At 72.2% G+C, this 15,270-nt stretch carries 17 protein-coding genes; 9 read left to right on the top strand and 8 right to left on the bottom strand.

The annotated features are described in order from the left end of the window. Window positions 1-9: 9 nt before the first annotated feature. Together AC07RV_RS19960 and AC07RV_RS19955 are read left to right on the top strand one after the other, a co-directional pair. Window positions 10-789 carry a helix-turn-helix domain-containing protein gene (locus AC07RV_RS19960; protein ID WP_296789085.1) on the top strand — a complete coding sequence of 260 codons (780 nt, stop codon included), beginning with the start codon at window positions 10-12 and terminating at the stop codon, window positions 787-789. 63 nt (window positions 790-852) lie between these two features. Next, complete coding sequence (locus tag AC07RV_RS19955) at window positions 853-1,770, top strand: DMT family transporter (RefSeq protein WP_296789087.1); 918 nt, start codon at window positions 853-855, stop codon at window positions 1,768-1,770. Here AC07RV_RS19955 and AC07RV_RS19950 read toward each other — a convergent pair. Next, a complete protein-coding gene (locus tag AC07RV_RS19950; RefSeq protein ID WP_296789089.1) occupies window positions 1,724-2,104 on the bottom strand; it encodes a tautomerase family protein in 381 nt (126 codons plus the stop codon). The genes AC07RV_RS19955 and AC07RV_RS19950 overlap by 47 nt on opposite strands. 127 nt (window positions 2,105-2,231) lie before the next feature. Between AC07RV_RS19950 and AC07RV_RS19945 the strand changes: the two genes are divergently transcribed. Continuing rightward, complete coding sequence (locus AC07RV_RS19945) at window positions 2,232-3,182, top strand: hypothetical protein (RefSeq protein ID WP_296789092.1); 951 nt, start codon at window positions 2,232-2,234, stop codon at window positions 3,180-3,182. Between the two features lie 9 nt (window positions 3,183-3,191). On the opposite strand, the gene AC07RV_RS19940 is transcribed toward AC07RV_RS19945, so the two are convergent. Further along, a complete protein-coding gene (locus tag AC07RV_RS19940) occupies window positions 3,192-4,175 on the bottom strand; it encodes a LysR family transcriptional regulator (RefSeq protein ID WP_296789094.1) in 984 nt (327 codons plus the stop codon). Between the two features lie 141 nt (window positions 4,176-4,316). Between AC07RV_RS19940 and AC07RV_RS19935 the strand changes: the two genes are divergently transcribed. Next, on the top strand, window positions 4,317-5,309 hold the full coding sequence (locus AC07RV_RS19935; protein WP_296789096.1) for a Bug family tripartite tricarboxylate transporter substrate binding protein: 993 nt from the start codon (window positions 4,317-4,319) through the stop codon (window positions 5,307-5,309). A 21-nt stretch (window positions 5,310-5,330) separates the two neighbouring features. On the opposite strand, the gene AC07RV_RS19930 is transcribed toward AC07RV_RS19935, so the two are convergent. After that, a complete protein-coding gene (locus AC07RV_RS19930; protein WP_296789098.1) occupies window positions 5,331-6,209 on the bottom strand; it encodes a CoA transferase in 879 nt (292 codons plus the stop codon). Between the two features lie 112 nt (window positions 6,210-6,321). On the opposite strand from AC07RV_RS19930, the gene AC07RV_RS19925 reads away from it, so the two are divergent. Next, a complete protein-coding gene (locus AC07RV_RS19925; protein WP_057594274.1) occupies window positions 6,322-7,224 on the top strand; it encodes an SDR family oxidoreductase in 903 nt (300 codons plus the stop codon). A 9-nt stretch (window positions 7,225-7,233) separates the two neighbouring features. Here the strand turns inward: AC07RV_RS19925 and AC07RV_RS19920 are convergent, their stop codons facing one another. Then, a complete protein-coding gene (locus AC07RV_RS19920; RefSeq protein ID WP_057594273.1) occupies window positions 7,234-7,692 on the bottom strand; it encodes an Lrp/AsnC family transcriptional regulator in 459 nt (152 codons plus the stop codon). 131 nt (window positions 7,693-7,823) lie between these two features. On the opposite strand from AC07RV_RS19920, the gene AC07RV_RS19915 reads away from it, so the two are divergent. Then, window positions 7,824-8,432 carry a glutathione S-transferase gene (locus AC07RV_RS19915; RefSeq protein ID WP_296789100.1) on the top strand — a complete coding sequence of 203 codons (609 nt, stop codon included), beginning with the start codon at window positions 7,824-7,826 and terminating at the stop codon, window positions 8,430-8,432. Here AC07RV_RS19915 and AC07RV_RS19910 read toward each other — a convergent pair whose 3' ends face one another. Both AC07RV_RS19910 and AC07RV_RS19905 read right to left on the bottom strand, forming a co-directional pair. After that, entirely contained in the window at window positions 8,433-8,822 is a 390-nt protein-coding gene (locus AC07RV_RS19910; RefSeq protein WP_296789102.1) for a DUF488 domain-containing protein, read from the bottom strand. Between the two features lie 11 nt (window positions 8,823-8,833). Then, window positions 8,834-10,705, bottom strand: a complete 1,872-nt coding sequence (locus tag AC07RV_RS19905; RefSeq protein WP_296789103.1) for a PhoX family protein — start codon at window positions 10,703-10,705, stop codon at window positions 8,834-8,836. Between the two features lie 96 nt (window positions 10,706-10,801). Here AC07RV_RS19905 and AC07RV_RS19900 point away from each other — a divergent pair, with 96 nt between their 5' ends. Next, complete coding sequence (locus AC07RV_RS19900; protein ID WP_296789105.1) at window positions 10,802-11,629, top strand: crotonase/enoyl-CoA hydratase family protein; 828 nt, start codon at window positions 10,802-10,804, stop codon at window positions 11,627-11,629. A 420-nt stretch (window positions 11,630-12,049) separates the two neighbouring features. Next, window positions 12,050-12,364: a hypothetical protein gene (locus AC07RV_RS19895; RefSeq protein WP_093342549.1), complete on the top strand. Its 315-nt coding sequence runs from the start codon at window positions 12,050-12,052 to the stop codon at window positions 12,362-12,364. Window positions 12,365-12,377: 13 nt separating this feature from the next. Here AC07RV_RS19895 and AC07RV_RS19890 read toward each other — a convergent pair whose 3' ends face one another. After that, window positions 12,378-13,529, bottom strand: a complete 1,152-nt coding sequence (locus tag AC07RV_RS19890; RefSeq protein ID WP_296789106.1) for a DSD1 family PLP-dependent enzyme — start codon at window positions 13,527-13,529, stop codon at window positions 12,378-12,380. Between the two features lie 135 nt (window positions 13,530-13,664). Between AC07RV_RS19890 and AC07RV_RS19885 the strand changes: the two genes are divergently transcribed. Beyond that, complete coding sequence (locus AC07RV_RS19885) at window positions 13,665-14,528, top strand: LysR family transcriptional regulator (RefSeq protein WP_296789107.1); 864 nt, start codon at window positions 13,665-13,667, stop codon at window positions 14,526-14,528. Between the two features lie 102 nt (window positions 14,529-14,630). Here the strand turns inward: AC07RV_RS19885 and AC07RV_RS19880 are convergent, their stop codons facing one another. After that, complete coding sequence (locus AC07RV_RS19880; protein ID WP_296789108.1) at window positions 14,631-15,197, bottom strand: DUF4865 family protein; 567 nt, start codon at window positions 15,195-15,197, stop codon at window positions 14,631-14,633. Window positions 15,198-15,270 lie beyond the last annotated feature (73 nt).

Genomic DNA, 15,270 nt, shown 5'->3' with positions numbered 1-15,270 from the left:
CCGGCCGCCATGGCACAGCAACGCATCCTCCTGGCCACTGACCCGCGCTGGCGCGTGGAGCGCGTGCGTTCGCACGAGACCGCGCCGCAATGGAGTCCCGTCTACACCGCGCCCTCGGGGCGGCTGGTGCTGCCCTTCGATGCCGCCGCGATGGAGTTTCGCGGCGACGACGGCCCTGGTGCCTGGATCGATGCGTTGACGGCCTTGCGCGTCGCGCCCGCGCAGCGCTACCAGTTGCGCCCCCAGGCGCGCGAGCCGCGCTGCAGCGTGGTCGTGAGCGCCGCCGACGGCGTGGCCGACGCGCCCTGGACCGGCGAGCCGGCCCAGCGCCTGCTGTCGCCGCGCGCTCTGTACCGGCTGCGACTGCACTGGCGTCGCCTCGAAGCGGGGCTCGATGGCGTCGATGCCACGGCGCGACTGATCGCCGAAGCCCTCGCGGCCGGCGGCAGCGCGCACAGCGAGGGCGCCGTGGGCCGTGCACGGCGCTGCCTGGCGGCGGAGGCCGTCGACGGCCGCGTGCTGTCGCTGCACGAACTGGCCGAAGCCGCCAGCAGTTCGCCGTTCCATCTGGCGCGCAGCTTCCGCCGCCGCACGGGGCTGAGTCCGCACCAGTACCGGCTGCACCTGCGGCTGGCCGCCGCGCTCGCGCAGCTCGATGCCGGCGAACGCGACCTCGCGGGCCTGGCGCACGCGCTCGGCTTCTGTAGCCAGAGCCACCTCGGCGCGCTGTTCCTGCGCGAGGTCGGCGTGACGCCCGGCGAGGCGCGCCGCGCGCTTCACGCCGCGTAAGTCCGCACGCAGCTGCGCAGGATCTTGATAGCGGCGCCAGGCGCGCACGGCCAGACTGGCCGCATGAACCGATCCCTTCCCTGGACAGGCGTGCTCGCCGCGCTCGCCACCGCGCTGATCGGCAGCGGCTGGCAGATCGCCTCGCGCCACGGCGTCACCACCTCGCTCGGCCCGCTGGAGCTCGCGGTGCTGCGCTATGCGATTCCCGCGCTGGTGCTGCTGCCGGTGGCGTGGGCCTCGCGCGCGGTGCTGTGCTCGCTGCCGGCACGGCAGGGGCTGCTGCTGGTGCTCGGCGGCGGCCTGCCGTTCGGGCTGGTGGTGATGGCCGGCGCGCAGTGGGCGCCGGCCGCCCACATGGGCGTGTTCGTGGCCGGCAGCGTGCCGCTGTTCACCGCGCTCGGCGGCTGGTGGCTCGATGGCGAGCGGCCCGCGCGCTCGCGCTGCCTCGGGCTGGCGCTGATGGCCGCGGGGCTCGCGGTGTCCGGCCTCGGCGGGCTGGCCGCGGCCGCCTCGGCATGGCGCGGCGACCTGCTGTTCCTGCTCGCCGCGCTGCTGTGGTCGGGCTATACCCTGGCGCTGCGCCGCAGCGGCCTCACGGCCTGGCAGGGCGCGGCCGCGATCAACCTCGGCTCGACGCTGTTGCTGCTGCCGCTGCTGTGGTTCGCGGGCGCGCCCAAGCTGCTGAGCGCGCCGCTGCGCGAGGTGGCGCTGCAGGCCGTGGGGCAGGGGCTGTTCGCGGGCCTGCTGGGGCTCGCGCTCTACGGCCTGGCCGTGGCGCGGCTGGGCGCGGCGCGCGCCTCGCTCTCGGGCGCGCTGGTGCCGCTGATGACCGCCGTGGGCGCGGCCTGGCTGCTGCGCGAGCCGCTCACGGCCTCGACCTGGATCGCGCTCGCGCTGGTGCTGCCGGGCGTGGCATTGGCCGGCGGCGCCTGGGCTACGCGTACTGCATCTCTCCGTTTCCGAACGACCAGTTCTCCTTGACCACCTCGACCAGGCTGATGAACACGTCCTCGCACCGGATGCCGAGCTTCTCGTGCAGCCCGTCGGCCACGTGCCGGTAGAAGGCCTTCTTCATCTCGATGCTGCGGCCCTGGTTCAGCGTGATCTGGATCAGCACGAAGCGCGCTGAATACTCGATGCCCAGGTAGCTGCGCGGATGCACGAGTTGCCCCGGCGGATGGCGCGCGATGACCTGGAACTTGTCGTCCTGCGGGACGTTGATGGTCTCGGTCATGACCTGGTAGATCAGGTCGCCGATGGCCGGGCCGAGCGTCTCGGGAGCGGTGTCGGGGAGGTCGATGCGGACGAGGGGCATGGTGTCTTCCTTGGCGAGCGGGAGGCGCTCGGCGCGATTGTGGGCGCGTCCGCGCCGGCCTGCATGGGCAAGGGCGCGGGAAGCGCCCGAGCACGCGAAAGGCCGCGCCGTTGTATGGTGTGGTCCGATGAGCATTTCGTTCTACCGGCCTGGTCCCGGCATGTTCTCGCCAGCGCGGCACCTGTGGCGTGCCTGCGGCGCCGTCCTGTGCGGCTGGCTGCTGGCGGGCAGTCTCCAGGCCGTCGCCGCGCCCACGGCCACCGAGCCGGCGGCCGGCGAAGCGCCCGCGCAGGCGCTGCGCGCCCGGCACAAGCAGATCAAGGACAAGCTCGAGCGCAGCAGCTTCGGCCGCCCCATACAGCTCGATTCGATCGAGACGCCCGACGGGCTGCAGGGCGACGTCTACGCGGTGGTCGAGCATCCGCTGTCGGAGGTCGGCAGCGCGCTCAAGGGCTCGGCCAACTGGTGCGAGCTGATGCTGCTGCACGTCAACAACCGGCGCTGCCGCGTGAGCGGCGCGCCGGGCCGCGAGACGCTCACGCTCTTCGTGGTGCGGCGCTACGACAAGCCGGTCGACCAGGCCTTCGAGCTGCCCTTCGCCTATCGCGTGGCGAGCGCGACGCCCGATCACCTGATGATCGACCTGTCGGCCGCCAGCGGCCCGTTCGGCACCAGCAACTACCACGTCACCTTGGAGGCGGTGGCGCTCGACGAGCACAAGAGCTTCCTGCACTTCAGCTACAGCTACGACCACAGCATGATGGTGAAGCTCGCCACCCAGGCCTACCTCGCGACCTTCGGGCGCGACAAGGTCGGCTTCACCGTGGTGGGACAGACGCCCGACGGCAAGCCCGAGTACATCCGCGGCATGCGCGGGCTGGTGGAGCGCAATGCGATGCGCTACTTCCTCACGCTCGATGCCTACCTCGCGGCCGATGCCAAGGGCCAGTCCGAGCAGCGGCAGCGCCACTGGTTCGCAGCCGCCGAGCAGTTCCCGCGCCAGCTGCACGAGATCGACCTCGACACCTACCTCGCGCTCAAGCGCGAGGACCGGCAGCGCGAGGGGCTGGGCCGCTGACGCGGCCGCTCAGGTCCGGTCCAGGGTCAGCGGCGCCGCGGCGGTCTTCGCCGGCGGCATCCGCAGATGCCGCGTGGCGCCGGCCGTGCGCATCACGGCCGACAGCAGCGAGCGGAACCACACGTGGCCCGGCGCGCGCTGGTGGCGCGCATGCCAGAGCTGGTAGAAGCGCATCGGCGGAAAGTCGAGCGGCGCCGGCACGATCGCCAGCGGCAGCAGCGCGGCGTAGTGCTGCGCGAAGTGCCGGCTGGTGGTGAAGATCAGGTCGGTGCCGGGCAGGAGCTGCGGCGCCATCGAGAAGTAGGGCACCGTCACGGTCGGCGTGCGCGCCAGGCGCAGCGTGGCCAGGTGGCTCTCGACCACGCCGCGCTGCAGGGTGCTGTAGAGCTGCGGCACCACGTGGGCGCCGTGCAGGTAGTCGCTCAACGCGAGGCCCTGCGCGCCCGGGTGGTCGCGGTCGACCAGGCAGACGATCTCGTCCTCCATCAGCAAGGTGGTGTGCAGGTGCTCGGGCGGCTGCGGCCAGTTGCCCACCACCACGTCGAGCGAGCCGTCGGCCAGCGCGGCCTCGACATCGAACTCGGGCCCGAGCGGATGCATGAACAGGCGCGCGCCCGGCGCGGTGCCGCGCAGGTACTGCACCACCGCGGCCATCAGCGGCGGCGCCAGGTAGTCGGGCGTGCCGAGGTGGAAGGTCAGCCGCGTCGTCACGGGATCGAAGCTGTCGGCCGGCGCGAGCAGGGCGTCGATCTCGCCGAGCACCACGCGCACCGAGGCTTCGAGCCGCAGCGCGCGCTCGGTCGGCACCATGCGCTGCTTGTCCTTCACCAGCAGCGGATCGCCGAAGATCTCGCGCAGCCGCTTGAGCGCGGTGCTCACGGCCGGCTGCGACTGGTTGAGCCGGGTGGCGGCGCGCGAGACGCTGCGCTCGGCCAGCAGCACGGCGAAGACGCGCAGCAGGTAGGTGTCGAAAGGATCGTTGGCGCGGGACATGGAGGGAAGGGCGCTGCACAGCTTTGGTGCCAAGCCATCGTGCAGGCCCGGCGCTTTGCTATGCCGCGCATAACGCGCTAGCGATTGGCGTGCCATGGGTGCGTTCCTAGAGTGCGGGCATCGCTCTTGCTGGACCGTGCCATGAACTCCACCGACCTCTCCCTCGCTCGACCCTCGCGCCGCGGCGCGCTGCAACTGCTGGCGGCCGGCGCCGCCGCGCTCGCGCTGCCGGCCTTCGCGCAGTGGCCCGACCGGCCGATCAGGATCGTCGTGACCTTCCCGCCCGGCGGCTCGAGCGACATCCTGGCGCGCGTGATGGGCGAGCAGCTCGCGCGCCGGCTCGGCCAGGCGGTGGTGATCGACAACAAGCCCGGCGCGGGTGGCACCATCGGCGGCGCCCAGGTGGCGGCCGCGGCGCCCGACGGCTACACGCTGATGCTCGCGAACACCACGCCGATCGCGCTCGGGCCGTTCACGCTCGACAAGCAGCCCTACGACCCGGTCGCGGCCTTCAGTCACATCGCCGCGCTGGGCTCGGCGCCGCTGGTGGTGATGGCCAGCAAGGGCTCGGGCATCGCGAGCTTCGCCGACCTGGAAGCCCGTGCGCGCAAGGACGGCCGGCTCGATTTCGGCTCGGGCGGCCCGGGCTCGATCGGCCACATCCACGGTGAGCTGATCCGCCGCGTGACCGGGCTGCACCTGGAGCATGTGCCCTACCGCGGCGGCGCGCCGATGACCACCGACCTGATCGCCAACACCATCCCCGTGGGGATCGACGTGATCACCGCCTACGTGCCGTACTTCAAGAGCGGCCAGCTGGTGCCGCTGGCGGTCACGGGCAGCGCGCGCTCGCCGCTGATGCCCGAGGTGCCCGCCATCGCCGAAGTCGGTCAGCCCAAGCTGGTGCTCGAGAACTTCTTCGGCCTCAGCGGCCCCGCGAAGCTGCCGCCCGAGGTGGTGGCGCGCCTCCATGCCGCCTGCAACGAGGTGCTGGCCATGGCCGAGGTCCAGAAGAAGCTGATCGAGCTGGGCATCGTCGCCAAGCCCGAGACGACGGCCCGCTTCGAGGGCATCGTGAAGGAGCAGGTGGCGGTGCTCGGGCCGACGGTGAAGGCGGCGGGTATCAAGCTCTGAGGTCCGCCGGCCCGGCGGGCTTCAGTCCGCCAGCGTGAGCAGCGGCACGTCGCGCTCGCGCGCCATCGCCTCGAGTTCGGCGCGGCTGCGGCCCACGATCCAGGCCGCCACGCCCTCGTGCGTGGCCGGCGCCATCATGTCGCGCGAGGCCAGGCCCGCGGCCTCGCACAGCCGGTTGGCGAAGTGCGGCTCGAGCGCGGCCACCGCCACGCGGCCGTCGGCGCAGGGATAGACGCGGTAGCCCGCATGCGCGCCGCCGACCGCGCCCTGCGGCTGCGTCAGGCCCCAGGTGCGCGGCAGCGCGAGCCAGTCGGCCGAGACATTGAGCGCGACCTCGAGGTACACGCCCTGCGCCGTGGCGCCGCGCGAACGCAGCAGCAGCGCCTTGAGCACCGCCTCGCTCGCGAGCAGCGCGCCGCCCATGTCGGCGAACAGCGTGGCCGGCAACTCGGTGCCGGTGACCAGGCCGCTCTCGGCGAGGTAGGTCAGGTCGTGGCCCGGCTCCTCGGCGCGTTCGCCGTGGGCGCCGACGATCGCCACCTGCGACAGCGCCGGATGGCGCGCATGCAGCGCGTTCCAGTCCAGGCCGAGCTTGGCCAGCGCCGAGGGACGGAACGAGGTCAGCAGCACGTCGGTGCGCGCGAGCGCCTCGTGCAGCGCGCGCTGGCCGGCCTCGCTCTTGAGGTCGGCCGCCTCGATGGCGATGCCCTCGTGCAGCGCGGCATAGGCAGGCTTGTTGTAGAGCGCCATCGGGTCGCCCGCGGGCGGCTCGAGCTTCAGGCAATCGGCGCCCATGCGGCGGCAGCGCAGCAGCGCGGCCGGGCCGGGCAGGTTGAGCGCGAGGCTCAGGATGCGCACGCCGGCGAGCGGCTGCGAGGAGGCGTCGATGGAGTCGGGCATGGCGCCATTCTCGCCCCAGCCCCGCGTCGCGCCCGCGACCCGGCCCCCGATGCGCGCGGCGCCCGCCGCGCGTAGCATGGCCGCCGTCAGGCAAACCTCCAGGAGACGACGCATGTTCCAACCTTCCCTCATGAGCGGCCAGCGCATCCTCGTGACCGGCGGCGGCACCGGGCTCGGCCGCGCGATGGCCGAGCGCTTCCTCGGCCTGGGCGCCGACATCGCGATCTGCGGCCGGCGCCAGTCGGTCTGCGAGGAGACCGCGGCCGAGTGGCGCCAGCAGTTTCCCGAACGGCGCATCGACACCTTCGGCGTCGACATCCGCGTCGCCCAGAGCGTCGACGAGATGGTCGAGAGCCTCTGGCAGAGCGGCGGCCTCACCGGCCTGGTGAACAACGCGGCCGGCAACTTCGTCTCGCCGACCGAGAGCCTCTCGCCGCGCGCCTTCGACGCGATCGCGAACATCGTCTTCCACGGCAGCTTCTACGTCACGCAGGCCGTGGGCAAGCGCTGGGTGGCCGAGGCCAAGTCGGGCCAGTGGAAGGCCGGCGATGCCTTCCGCAGCGTGATGAGCATCATCGTGACCTGGGTCGACAACGGCAGCCCCTACGTGGTGCCCTCGGCGATGAGCAAGGCCGGCATCGAGGTGATGACCAAGTCGCTCGCGGTGGAATGGGCGCGCTACGGCGTGCGGCTCAATGCCGTGGGCCCGGGCGAGATCCCGACCGAGGGCATGAGCAAGCGCCTGAACCCCGGCGAGGAGCCCGGCGCGCGCACCATCGCGATGAGCCCGATGGCGCGCACCGGCCGCATGAGCGAGCTGCAGAACCTCGCGGCCTTCCTGATGTCGCCGGGCCAGTGCGACTGGCTCACGGGCCAGAGCATCATGATGGACGGCGCCAACGCGCTGGCCAATGGCGGCAACTTCTACGAGCTGCGCCAGTGGAGCGACGGCGACTGGCTGGCCGCGCGCGAGCGCATCGAGGCGCAGAACCAGAAGGACAAGACGCAGCGCTGAGCCTGCGCGCTACTTCCTCGGCGGCTTCGCCGCGTGCACGGTGACGTGCTTGTTCACGGGACTCGACAGCACCAGCGAGGTGGTGACCGCGCCGTCGACCGCGAGCGCGTCCACCACGCGCTCGAGGTCGGCCGGCTCGGCGATCGCGCAGCGCACGATGAAGCAGTCCTCGCCGGTCACGCGGTCGGCGCTCAGCACCTCGGGCATCTGCTCGAACAGCTTCAGGTAGCGCGCGATGCCCGCATGCGTGGTGTCGATGCGGATGATGGCCTGCAGCCCCACGCCGAGCGCGCGCAGGTTGACGCGCGCGCCGTAGCCCTCGATCACGCCCGCGTCCTCGAGCTTGCGCACGCGCTCGCTCATGGCCGGCTGCGACAGGCCGATGCGCTTGCCCAGCGCCGCGAGGCTCTGGCGCGCGTCGGCCTGCAGGGCTTCGAGGATCAGGCGGTCTTTCTTGTCGATGTCCATGCGCGATGAGCGGAAGGGTTCGCCGATGGTCCATCGGCCGGGAGCGCCGATTTTCGATGAATGCCCGTGGCTCGTGCGCACAGGCACCGCTAAGGTCGTGGCTTCGTTCAAGACCCAAGGAGGAACCTTCGATGCAACTCGTCGGCATGCTCGACTCGCCCTATGTGCGCCGCACCGCCGTCTCGTTGCGGCTGCTGGGCATTCCCTTCGAACACCGCTCGCTCTCGGTGTTCAGCACCTTCGAGCAGTTCCGCGCCATCAACCCGGTGGTCAAGGCGCCGACGCTGGTGCTCGACGACGGCGCGGTGCTGATGGATTCGACCTTGATCGTCGAGTACGCCGAGTTCCTCGCCGGCCGCAGCCTGTGGCCGGCCGAAGCGGCGGCGCGGCTGCGCGCGCTGCGCCTCACGGGGCTCGCGCTCGCGGCCTGCGAGAAGACGGTGCAGATCGTCTACGAGCGCAAGCTCCGGCCGGCCGAGAAGCTGCACCAGCCCTGGGTGGACCGGGTGCTGGGGCAATTGCTGGCGGCCTATGACGAACTCGAGCGCGAGGTGGCGGCGGCGCCATGGACCGCCGAAGAAGCGGCGCTGACGCAGGACGCCGTCTCGGCGGCCGTGGCCTGGTCGTTCACGCAGCTGATGCTGCCCGAGCTGGTGGTACCGGCCCGTTGCCCGGCGCTCGCGGCCCATGCCGCGCGCGCCGAGGCCCTGCCGGTGTTCGCGGCGCTGCCGCAGCTCTGATCAGGCCGCGATGTCGGCGCCGCGCTCGTCCAGCAGGCCGCGCAGCAGCGAGCGGTGGCAGCGCGACTCGTCCTCGCAGTAGCAGCCCACGGCCAGCGCCGTCTGGTGCGAGAGCGCCGCGAGCAGGTCGAGGCTGCGGCTCGCGTCGGCCTCGGCCATCTCGGCCTTGTACTTGCGCATGAACACATTCCACTCGGCCGGCGTCTGCGCGGCCTGGCCCAGCTTCATGGTCTCGGTCGAGGGCGCGAGGTTCGGGTACCAGACGTCGTACCAGTCCTGCGACGCGAATTCGCTCTTGGGCACGCCGCGCGGCGGGCGCCGCACGGTGCCCACGCGCAGGCCTTCGCCGGGGCTGCGCGGCGTGCCGAGTCGAACGATGCGGATGCTCATGGGGGTCTCCTCTAGGTACCGACGATGCCGCCGTCGCGCCGCCGGATCACCAGCGTGGCCGAGCGCGGCCGCGCGCTGCCCGGTGCGGTGCCGTCGGGCCAGGCGCTGTTGTGCGTGGCGCTGCCGTCGTCGCGCGACTCGCCCGGATGCTGGACGTTGACGAACAGCGCGCGGCGGTCGGGCGCGACCACGCAGCCCGTGATCTCGCAGCCGCTGGGCCCGGTCAGGAAGCGCTTGATGCGGCCCGTGGCCGGGTCGGCCACCAGCATCTGGTTGTTGCCCAGGGCGGTGTAGGGCGGCTTGCCGATCAGCTGGCCGCTCATGTCGGTCTGGATCCACAGCAGGCCGCCGCTGTCGAAGTGCAGGCCGTCGGGGCTGCCGAACAGGTCGGCGTCGGCGCTCGGATAGCGCGCGCCGCTGCCGGGCTGCGCGGTGTCGCCCGCGAGCACGAAATGCTCCCAGGCGAAGCCCGCGCTTGCCGCGTCGCCGTCGTCCTCGCGCCAGCGCAGGATGCCGCCGAACAGGTTGTCTGCGCGCGGGTTCGCGGCATCGGGGCCGGGCTTGCCGAGGTCGCCGCGCTGGCTGTTGTTGGTGAGCGTGACGTAGACCTCGCCGCCGGGGCTGATCGCGATCCACTCGGGGCGGTCCATCTTCGTGCCGCCCACCACGTCGGCCGCGAGCCGCGCATGGACCAGCACCTCGGCCTGGTCGGCGAAGCCGGCTGCGGCGTCGAGCCCGTGGCGGCCGTGCACGAGCTCGATCCAACGGCCGCGGCCGTCGGCGTCGAAGCGCGCGACGTACAGCGTGCCTTCGTCGAGCAGCCGCGCGTTGGCCGCCGCGCGCGAGCCCTCGCCGGCGGGCGCGATGCGCTCGGTGCTCAGGTACTTGTAGATGTATTCGAAGCGCGCGTCGTCGCCCATGTAGACCGCCACGCGGCCGTCCCTGGTCACGGTGCAGGTCGCGCTCTCCTGGCGCTTGCGGCCCAGCGCGGTGCGCTTGACGGGCCTGGCGGCGGGATCGAAGGGGTCGATCTCGACCACCCAGCCGAAGCGGTGCGGCTCGTTGGGATGGCGGCTCAGGTCGAAGCGCTCGTCGAAGCGCCAGTACTCGACCCATTGCGAGCCCGCCACCGTGCCGTAGCGGCGCTGCGCGGGCGTGGCGTCCTTGGCCGCCTCCTTCGGGCCGCCGAAGTAGCCGTGGAAGTTCTCCTCGCAGGTCAGGTAGGTGCCCCAGGGCGTGACGCCCATCGCGCAGTTGGCGAAGGTGCCGAGCACCTCGGTGCCGGCCGGATCGAGCGCGGTGCGCAGGCGCGGCGAACCCGCGGCCGGGCCGGCGATGCGCATCGGCGTGTTGCCGTGCACGCGGCGGGCATAGGGGGAGGGCAGCACCTGGCGCCAGCCGCCCTCGGGCGTGCGCGCGATCTCGATCACCGACACGCCCATCGCATGCAGCGACTTGCGCACCTTCTGCGCGTTCCATTCCTTCGCGCCGTCGGCATGCAGCAACTGCTCGTCGGTGTACTCGTGGTTCATCACGAGCAGCGCGCGCCCGGGCGTGGCGAGCGGAAAGAAATGCATGCCGTCGTGATGCATGCCGGCCTGCAGCGCCTGGTCGGCCGCGCTGTTGCCGCCGTCGGGCGCGAAGGCGGGCATCGGCTGGCCGGCGATGCCGGTGGGCGTGCCCCAGGGGTAGAGCAACTGCCATTCGTACTCGGGCGGCACCACGACCGCGTCGCGCAGCGAGGCCGGCACGGCCGTGAAGCCCAGAGCTTCGCCAGCCTCGCCGGACACCGTGGGCTTGGTGGCCCCGGCAGGATGCTGGGCCAGCAGCGCCACCACGGCGGCGGTGCCCGATTGCAGGAAGCGGCGGCGGTCGAGGGACATGGACGGCGGTGCGGGTGTTGGGTCGGCGACAGCCGCCATCATCGCCGAGCACCGCGGCGCGCGATACTTTGCCAACGACCCCAGGAGACACACCGCATGACCGAACGCATCGAAACGATCCGCCACCCCGACGGCGTGGTGGAACTGCAGCTGGACCGCGCCGACAAGATGAACGCGCTCGACCCCGCGATGTTCGATGCGCTGATCGCCGCCGGCGAAGCGCTGCGCGCCGACGCCACGGTGCGCGCGGTGGTGATCGCCGGGCGCGGCAAGGCCTTCTGCGCGGGGCTCGACATGGCCTCGTTCCAGCGCATGGAGCAGGGCGCGGCCGGCGAGGTGCTGGGCCAGTCGGCCGGCAGCGCCGGGCTGGTGGCGCGTACGCACGGCCTGGCCAACGCCGCGCAGCAGGTCGCGATGGTGTGGCGCGAGGTGCCGGTGCCGGTGATCGCCGCGGTGCATGGCGTGGCCTTCGGCGGCGGCCTGCAGGTGGCGTTGGGCGCGGACATCCGCATCGTCGCGCCCGACACCAGGCTGTCGGTGATGGAGATCAAGTGGGGCCTGGTGCCCGACATGGGCGGCATGGTGCTGATGCGCGAGCTGGCGCGCAGCGACGTGGTGCGCGAGCTCACCTACACCGGCCGCGTGTTCTCGGGCGAGGAGGCGCTGCAGCTCGGTTTCGCCACGCGCCTCGCGGCCGATCCGCTGGCCGAGGCGCTCGCGATGGCGCACGAGATCGCCGGCAAGAGCCCCGATGCGATCCGCGCCGGCAAGCGGCTGCTCAATGCCTCGCTGGCACACAGCGCGGCCGAGCTGCTGATCGCCGAGTCGGTGGAGCAGCAGGCGCTGATCGGCAGCCCGAACCAGGTCGAGGCCGTGCGCGCCAACATCGAGCGGCGCGCGCCGCGCTTCACCGCGCCCGACTGAGCGGCGCCGGGCTCGGGCGCCGACAGCGCACGTCCGCCTCGCGCGGCGCGCGGCCCCGCACGCCCGCGGCCGCCGTCGAGCCCTTCCGCGCGCACAGCAGCATCGCCATTGCAGGTACATGCCGAGGCCGGCCCATGGCGGCGCGGTCGCGCCGGCGCGTCCTGGCGCGTGATGACAAGGTCATGAAACGTGCATGCGTCACATCTTTACGAATGAATTAAGTAACAAATGGACGCCTTTGCGACACAAAGATTTACGAACATGTAAAATGTAAGTATTCGTTTTGCATGCGACGGGGCTGTTTGGGACGGTTTGTGTGCAGAAGGTCACGGCTGGATGCCGTGAACTCTGCCGTCATGGGAAATCCTTCGCATCACACTTATCAATTATTAAGAAGCCTTGCCACGGCAGCGATCCTGCATGTCGACGACCACGTTTTTCTGCAACCTCAACGTCCCCATCCTGGTGGGCGAGGATCGCTACAAGTACGTCCCGATCGTGGGTGTGTTCCGCACCATCGCGATGGACGACGTCGATGCCTGGGTGATGCATGCCGACGGCCGTCCGCGCAGCGATCGCGAGCTCGCGGCCGAGGTGCTGGTCGAGATCCGCAAGCCGCTGGGCGCCACCGGGCGCACCGCGCCGCATGCCTTCGACGTGGCCGACATCCTGCAGCTCGATCGCGCGGCGGCGATCGTGGTGTCGACCTACCTGGCCGCCTTGCCGCGGGTCTGAGCGGCTTTCTTCTTCAGCGCTTCCCGCGCGCATCCACCGGCCAGATGGCGACCAGCGTGTCGTCCTCGACCACGTGGTAGACGTCGTGCAGGTTCACGGTCGGGTCGCAGTGCGGCGTCACGAATTCGACACGCGCGCCCAGCGCCGGGCGCTCGTCGGCCGGCACCAGCAGCTTGCCGTGCTCGTCGCCGAAGAAGGCATAGCGGCTGCCCGCGCCGGCGCCGCGCGCCACCAGCGGCACGCCGCTGTCGGTGGCGAAGCACTTGCTGCCGCCGTCCACCGTCACCCAGTCGGCCGCCTGCGTGCTGACCACCGCGGTCTGCACGAACAGCGAGACCTCGAATTCCTGGCCGGGCGCGTTGCCGGCCAGCACCTGCGCGTACTCGGCATCCATGAACACGTACGAGCCGGCCTGCAGCTCGGTGAAGCCGTCGCCCTGCGCATCGAGGTCGTGGGTGCCGGTGCCGGCGCCGGTCACGATCTCGAAGCGGATGCCCTGGCGCCCGGCCGCGGCCACGATCTGCGCCACCGTCTTGCGCAGGCCTGCGGCCGAGGCGCTGCGGTGTTCGCGCTCCACGATGTGCTGCAGGTTGCCCGCGTAGGCCTGCAGGCCGCGCAGCCGCAGCCGCGGCTCGGCCGCGATCGCCGCCGCCAGCGCCAGCACCTGGGCCTCGGTGGCGGCGCCGGTGCGGTTGTAGCCCGCGCCGTAGTCGACCAGCACGTCGAGCGGATGGGGCAGGGCGGCGGCCGCGCGCGCGAGCTCGGCGGCATTGCGCGGATCGTCGATCACCACCATCAGCCCGCCGGGGCCGGCCTGGCGCGCGAGCTTGAGCACGCGCGCGATCTTGCTCGGCGTGACCGCGGGCGAGGTCAGCAGCACGCCCGGGATGCCGCCCGCGACCATCACTTCGGCCTCGCCCACCGTCACGCAGCTCACGCCGATGGCGCCGGCCGCGACCTGCATGCGCGCGATCGCCACCGACTTGTGCGTCTTCACGTGCGGCCGCAGGCCCACGCCGCGCGAGCGCGCGAAGGCGGCCATGCGCTCGATGTTGCGCGTCATCGCGCTCAGGTCGATCAGCAGCGCCGGAGTGTCGAGCTGCTGGCGGCCGCCGGGCACGCCGATCAGCGGCGCATTGACGGGGGAGTGGGTTTCGAGGGACACGGGATGTCTCTTTCTGTGGAGGGTCGATGTGCCGCGCCGGAACACGCGGGCGAATGCCTTGTGAAATGATCGCATCGAAATGAGCGCGCCTTCCATCGTCCCCACCGATCCCCCAGCCTTCGACGGGCGCGCGCCATGAAGGCGCTCGACATCGAGGCCGTGCAGGCCTTCGTGCTGGTGGCCGACCTGCGCAGCTTCACGCGCGCGGCCGAGGCGCTCGACGGCACCCAGTCGGCCGTGAGCCTGCGCATCAAGCGGCTCGAGGACGGCCTGGGCCGCCGGCTGCTCGAGCGCACGCCGCGCCGCGTGCGGCTGTCGGCCGAGGGCGATGCCTTCCTGCCCTTTGCACGCAACCTGCTGGCCGCGCACAGCGGCGCGCTCGATGCCTTCGCGGCGCCGCGCCGCAGGCTGGTGGTGGGCCTGAGCCACCACATCGTCGGCGCCGAGCTGCCGCTGCTGCTGCGCCGCGTGAAGCAGGCCGAGCCCGGCGTGGTGATGGAGGTGCGCATCTCCACCTCGCGCGAACTGCTCGAGGCCTTCGACCGCGGCACGCTCGATGCCGTGCTGGTGCTGCGCCACGACAGCCGCCGGCTCGACGGCGAGGTGCTGTTCGAGGAGCCCTTCGGCTGGATGGCCGCGCCCGACTTCGTGTACCGCTCGGGCGAGCCGCTGCCGCTGGCGACGCAGGCCGAGCCCTGCAGCGTGCGGCAGATGGCCATCACGGCGCTGGCGCAGGGCGGCGTGCCCTGGTCCGAGGTGTTCGTGGGCGGCGGCATCCTCACGGTGGGCGCGGCCGTCTCGGCCGGACTCGCGGTGGCCGCGCTCGGGCGCCGCGTGGCGCCGGCCGGCACGATCGAGGTCGGCCCGGTGCTGGGCCTGCCGCCGCTGCCCGCGCGCGACGTGGTGCTGCATGCGGGCATGTCCGATGCGCCGGCGCGGCGCGCCCTGAAGTCGCTGTCGGACGCGATGCGCGCGACGGCCGGCGGCCTCACGCGCTGAGCGCGCGCAGGGCGATGGCCGCCACGGCGGTGGCCATCGCCAGCACGGCGGCGCTCGAGAGCACGGCCAGCAGATGGCCCGCGAGCAGGTCGAAGGCGGTGCTCATGGCAGCGTCTCCAGGCCCGGCTGCGCGAGGTGCAGTACTTCGTAGATCGCATCACCATCGCCCGCATCGGGCGCCTCGGGCGCATCCGTCAGCAGCGTGAAGCGCACGATCCGCCAGGCGGCCAGGTCGAGCGCGCTCCAGGTCGCGACCACGCCTGCCTCTGGCTCGCGGGCCTGCGCGGCGAACACCGCCGTGCGATCGGCATCGGCATCGAGCGCGCGCTCGCTGCGCCGCAGCCAGGCCGCGCGTTCGGTCCGCGCCGCGCCGGCGCGCGCATCGAGCGGCAGCCAGCTCTCCACGCGCGGCCGGCCGAAGCTGTCGATCACGTTCTGGAAGCGCTCGCCCATCAGGAACGAAGCCGCGGCCGCGGGCTCGCGCCACAGGTAGACCGAGGCGTAGAGGTGGCCGACGGCACGGTGCCGGCCGCGCTCCTGCGCGACGAAGGCCTTGAAGACCAGGCCCTCGGTGTCGTCCCACAGCGGGCCGCGCTGCGCCGCGCGGCGGCGGATGGCTTCCATGTCGTGTCCGGCCGGCAGCCGGTGCGAGTACTGCATCGCGAACATCGTGTCGCTCCTTGCATGCTTTGTTGAAGATGCAGCGAGCTTGCGATGCCGAGCGGGTCGGTTGAAGGGGCCG

Source organism: Variovorax sp. GW821-FHT09B01, from assembly GCF_059418345.1.
Note: the sequence above shows the minus strand (reverse complement) of the source record. Positions and strands in the feature narration are given on the sequence as shown.